Source organism: Stenotrophomonas sp. CASM101 (assembly GCF_049384845.1).
GTDB classification, from domain to species: domain Bacteria; phylum Pseudomonadota; class Gammaproteobacteria; order Xanthomonadales; family Xanthomonadaceae; genus Stenotrophomonas; species Stenotrophomonas hibiscicola.
Genome location: NZ_JBMRFR010000046.1, coordinates 1 through 255, shown reverse-complemented (window position 1 = coordinate 255; position 255 = coordinate 1). Strand labels below are relative to the sequence as shown.

The following is a 255-nucleotide window of genomic DNA, read 5'->3' as shown; positions in this document are numbered from 1 at the left end:
CCATCGGCGCAGCTGCGTTTCACTTCCGAGTTCGGGATGGGATCGGGTGGTTCCACAGCGCTAATTTCACCAGGGAGGCGGTTGGAGCGTCGCCATCCGGTACAGCTGGATAAGGCGCCTGCCTCTCATAGTTCTTGTGACGTAGCGTGCACTTGGATGCTCTTACGACGTTGTCGTAAAGCCAAGGCAACTTGAGGTTATATGGTCAAGCCGCACGGATCATTAGTATCAGTTAGCTCAATACATTGCTGTACT

At 53.3% G+C, this 255-nt stretch carries 1 rRNA gene; it reads right to left on the bottom strand.

What is annotated here, in order from left to right:
- A 5S ribosomal RNA gene (gene rrf / locus VG543_RS21220) occupies positions 1–74 on the bottom strand; the annotation flags it as partial.
- Between the last annotated feature and the right edge of the window lie 181 nt (positions 75–255).